This window comes from Vibrio sp. M250220 (assembly GCF_036533795.1).
Lineage (GTDB): Bacteria > Pseudomonadota > Gammaproteobacteria > Enterobacterales > Vibrionaceae > Vibrio.
On sequence record NZ_JATABI010000093.1, the window covers coordinates 1 to 4,423 of the forward strand.

At 47.6% G+C, this 4,423-nt stretch carries 3 protein-coding genes and 1 pseudogene; 3 read left to right on the forward strand and 1 reads right to left on the reverse strand.

Annotated elements, in window-relative coordinates; genetic code table 11:
- From QTN94_RS19275 to QTN94_RS19285, 3 genes and pseudogenes are all read left to right on the forward strand, one after another.
- A pseudogene (locus QTN94_RS19275) lies at window positions 1-382 on the forward strand (type VI secretion system tip protein VgrG); the annotation flags it as partial.
- Window positions 364-963: a DUF4123 domain-containing protein gene (locus QTN94_RS19280; RefSeq protein WP_331428573.1), complete on the forward strand. Its 600-nt coding sequence runs from the start codon at window positions 364-366 to the stop codon at window positions 961-963. The pseudogene QTN94_RS19275 and the gene QTN94_RS19280, both read left to right, overlap by 19 nt.
- A gap of 169 nt (window positions 964-1,132) precedes the next feature.
- Window positions 1,133-3,352, forward strand: coding sequence for a LysM domain-containing protein (locus QTN94_RS19285; RefSeq protein ID WP_331428574.1), 2,220 nt, complete (start codon window positions 1,133-1,135; stop codon window positions 3,350-3,352).
- A gap of 35 nt (window positions 3,353-3,387) precedes the next feature.
- On the opposite strand, the gene QTN94_RS19290 is transcribed toward QTN94_RS19285, so the two are convergent.
- Window positions 3,388-4,423: formylglycine-generating enzyme family protein (locus QTN94_RS19290; protein ID WP_331428575.1), on the reverse strand; the 1,036-nt coding region annotated here is incomplete at its 5' end.

Sequence of the window (4,423 nt, forward strand, 5' to 3'; positions counted from 1 at the left end):
GTTGCATGCATTTGAAATTGGCAATGAACTCCACATCAAAGCCGGTATGAAGGTCGTTATCGAAGCGGGCTCTGAAATGACTTTGAAAGCCGGTGGCAGCTTTATAAAACTAGACGCGTCTGGTGTTAGCTTGGTTGGCCCGAAAGTCAATATAAACTCGGGTGGAAGCCCAGGTAGTGGCAGTGGTTTTTCTGGGCAGATTGCTTTGCTGCCCAACTCCCTGACACAGGATATAACTCCCCCGGTTCAAGAAGCAATGGCTGCGGATGGGTTGCTCCCAGCCATGAACCAAGTCGACTACAACAAGATGGTCGAAAATGGCTCGTTGCTAAAAGAACTTTGTCAATGTAATAGAGGTGGCCAATGTCAAATCCACAAATAATGCCTCAGTGGCGCGTTGAAATGGGTTCTGCGCCAATTTTCGTAGACGAATGGGATGTCTATATGATTATCGAGCCTGAACTTTGGCCAAATTGGCAAGTTCAGCTTTATCAGACCATTCCAGAGCCCTTCTTTTGCCCCCTTTTCGAGCAGACACAATTTGCCAACATTGAACGTGGCCCCGTGTTAGTTGCTCTAGATGGGCGAGAGCTGTTTCCTATTGTAATAGAGAAAATGCAAAGCACGCCTTGCGCAAGCCTTCTATATGTTAAAAAAGGCACACCTCAAACGTCACTGGTCAAACTCCTCAGAGAGCGTCTAGTCGTTTCGACCGGGCAATCGGACGCTTTGCTCCGTTACTATGAGCCACGAACCTTATTACCATTACTCGGGAGCATGACGGACGATGAACGCAGTCTGTTTTTCCAATCCATAGAGCAAATTCACTGGTACCACGGTCAATGGTATTGGGTGGCTATCGAACAGCCTCTCCACCCACCTAAGCAATATCAGTGGACGATAACTCCAGAACACCTCTCTACGATGCAGTCGATTCTTGAAGCGAGTAGGGGAGCACTATGACAATGACTACCTATACTATTCAACCGGGGGATACCTTACTCCAAATTGCTATTGATCAAGGCGTCGAATATGTCGACCTCTTGACGCTGAATCCGCAATGTCAGACTGACCCAAATTACATTCGGGCGGGAGATACCTTAACAGGGATTCACCAACAGACTATTACTGTTTGGCGCAAGAGGATCAAGCAAAGCTCAAACAAGAAATTCAGATCACCGACGAGCTGATTCAAGCCTATAAAACGCTGCTAGAAAACGCACCCAGTGGCGACAACATTGACCCCGCTGAGATGCAGCAGCATGCGCTAAAGAAAAAAGCGTGGCTTGAGCAGTGCGTCTATGCAGGGGCCATCAAGGTAGACGCGCCAAAAAACACCGCAGCAGGCACCGCGACTCAGTCTGCGGAACAACCAAAAACACAGAACTACATCGCAAGCAAAATCGCTGAACTTGAGAAACGCCGCGCGTTAGTGAACACTTATGTCCCGTACTTCTCTGAGCCATCCGCCATCACGGTGCGCGATAACGTTCTCGCCGCTCTCGAGAAAGAGCTCGCCTACTGGCAGGATTTAGCGAATAGACCCGTTGTACCAGAGTCTTCCAACAAACAAAGTGTTGATCTTAACAAGATGAACCACAAAACGCTTGAACGCACGCCCGCGAAAAGGCATGTGCTAGAAGCCTGGCTCGTGAGCGAAAATCGACTTGTGTACCTGCGAGCGGATTTTGTCGAGCGTGCCAAAAACAACTGGAAACAAAATACCGTTAATGCCGAAGTCACTCGAGCCTTAGAAGCGAGGGACTGGCAAGGGCTAAAGCAAGCCTTTATCCAAGACATTAAAAAAGGCATTCGCAATGATATCGAGACCAGTAAGCTAGAGGCTGTCTTTGCCAACTGGAAAGCGGACGGTTGGAAAGCCCATGAATGGAAAGCGACTCAAAAGCTGCATGATGACAATGGCGAAGTTCTTTTTGCCAGCTCTCAAGAGGCGCAACTACTGCGCTTTGCTGCCCAAGCCAGCGTCAAAAGTACGATTGAACCATCCGAAGGCAAAATAGATATTGGCATTGGTGCGGAGGCCAGTTTCGCTCTGGCTGAAGGTGCGGTTGGGCTTCACCGTTACTTCCCCTATGAAGGTGGTTATACCCTAGAGCTTAGCTATCTTGATGCCAACAAACAGCCTGCCGTTTATCCTTTTGGCCACTTTAGAGCCAAAGTTAGCTTAATGCTCAGCTGTTTTGTTGGTGCGATGACCAGCGGGCGCTTAGAACTCACTAATCAAGCCAACAACAACCCCGGCCACCAAATACTGCTCTCTCCAAGCGTTAGTATGGGTACCAATGCTTCTGGTGGTGTCGGCGTGAAAGGCGATATTTTTGGTGGTGCTCAAGTTGGAGGTCAGGTTGAAGGGGGGCTGGAATGGAAAGCGCCGCAAGATGCCAAACTGGATAAGGTGTTTGACTTCGCCACCCTCGCCAAAGTGGGTGCCAACGGTAATGTGGCTATTGGCGCAGGTGCGGGATGGGATTTCCAATTGGCGCTCGATGATGGGAAATTCTACTTTAATTGTTCTGGGCGTCTGGTGTTTGGCCCTGGCGCCAGTGGTGGCTTTGGTACTGCGATTGATTTTGAGCAGCTATGGCAACTCGCGGTTATCCTCTTTAAAGGCTTAAAAGCGACCGATTACCGGGTACTGGATAATCTAGATAGTCGTGTCTACGAGCACCTTATGCAATCTAGCTATATCGCTTTTGCTAGCGATATGATTGCTAATCCACAAGAAGCACTTAAACAGGCGGTGATGAATACTCAGCTTTCAATAAATAAATGGTGGGAAAAAAGAACTCAAAAGTGGGACAATGAATCCGAGAAGAAAAAGGAAGCCCGTCAGCTGGCGCAGCGGATCACTAAGCATTTCAACCCTAATGGGCATGATGTGACCGGTGAGGTGCCGTTTGAAGAATTATTGCCGGAAACCGTTGGCATTATGCTCAATACTTTAGTGACGACGTTTTATTTGTCGTGGGAGGAGGAGCAAGAGAAGGCGATCTATATATTATTGCTTGGTGGGGTTAAAACGTGGCGACGTTTTGAAGAGGTGCTCACACGTATGAATGCCACCGGTGAAAAGCCATCAGGTGGCAAACAAGCAGAAGACAAAGCGCTGTTTGACAATTTGGCGCGCATCAATGCGATTTTAGATGGCGAACAACAGACAAGCTTTAACAACTGGGTATTAAAACTGGCGCAAGTGAAGGAAATCAACGAGAGCAACTTTGCTCAAATGCACCCGTTTGCGCCGCGATCCGGCTGGAGTTGGAGGCAGAAGAGGGAGACAGTTGAACAGCAAATCGCGCGCTTAAATAAAAACAACGGTTACTATATTTAACCACAGCGACCGCCGTAAGGCGGTCATTTTCAATATTAATAGGGCAAGTCAGAGCTCTGAACTGAGCAACGAAAACCTGAGCGGATAGCGGTATCACTGACCTCTAGCTCGCGGTATGTACGACCAACATTGACCATACCAACCCCACCTCGTTTGACTTTGTATTCACCCGTTGCGGGCCCTTGAGGATCACGTTTCGGTGACACTTTATAATAATCTTTGGCGTACCAATCATTAACCCATTCTGTGGCATTTTCAGTCATATCATAAATACCGAGGGGATTGGGTGCAAACATACCAACTGGGTTTAGGCCTGTGGCGATGTTAGCGGTTTTATCGGTAAACTCTTCATAGCCACCTAATTCTGGGTTATAAAACCCCCTTCCCCTAAACTGAATAAAGCCATTGTTGGTTGCGTAGTAGAGTTTTTGACCACGGCTGCGTGCGGCATATTCCCACTGGGCTTCGGTGGGTAGATCGACAGGCAGAGCCGTTAACTGCCCCAGCCACTGACAATAGTTTTTTGCATCTTGCCAATTTACTTCTCTGGCAGGTTTACTAGTAAAATAAGGTAAATATGTTTGGTAGTCCTTTGAGTTACGCTCTAAGTACTTCCCTCCATCTTCACTCTGTTCAAATGGTCGGCCAAGTGTTTGTAAATAAACATCATAATCCAGTAACTCCGCTTCATACTTTGACAACGAATAACTGCTTAGGGTGACTTCATGTTGAATATCTGCACCACGACTCACAATCTCGACATCACTGTAACAGCTTGCTTCCGGCGTCCAGACTGGGCGATTAAGATCGTCATTCATGCAGGGCATACGAAAGTCGCCCATAATAAAACGGCCACCTTCAACAAACACCATATTCTCAATTGACTTTACCGCGACCTCGGCGATCTTTTGTTTTAGTTCGCTGTCTGCATCTGGATAGTGTTTGTTGACATTGCTAATAATGGTGTTGAGCTGCTGTTGAGAAAGCACGTTGCTGGAAATGTCGATATCGCTATTGCATGCTGCCAATAAAGGAATCGCCCCGAGAAGACCTAGCCATTTATAATTCATT

Excerpts from the sequence above, each read along its gene's own strand:
- QTN94_RS19280 (WP_331428573.1), top strand. The coding sequence starts at position 364 with ATGTCAAATCCACAAATAATGCCTCAGTGGCGCGTTGAAATGGGTTCT.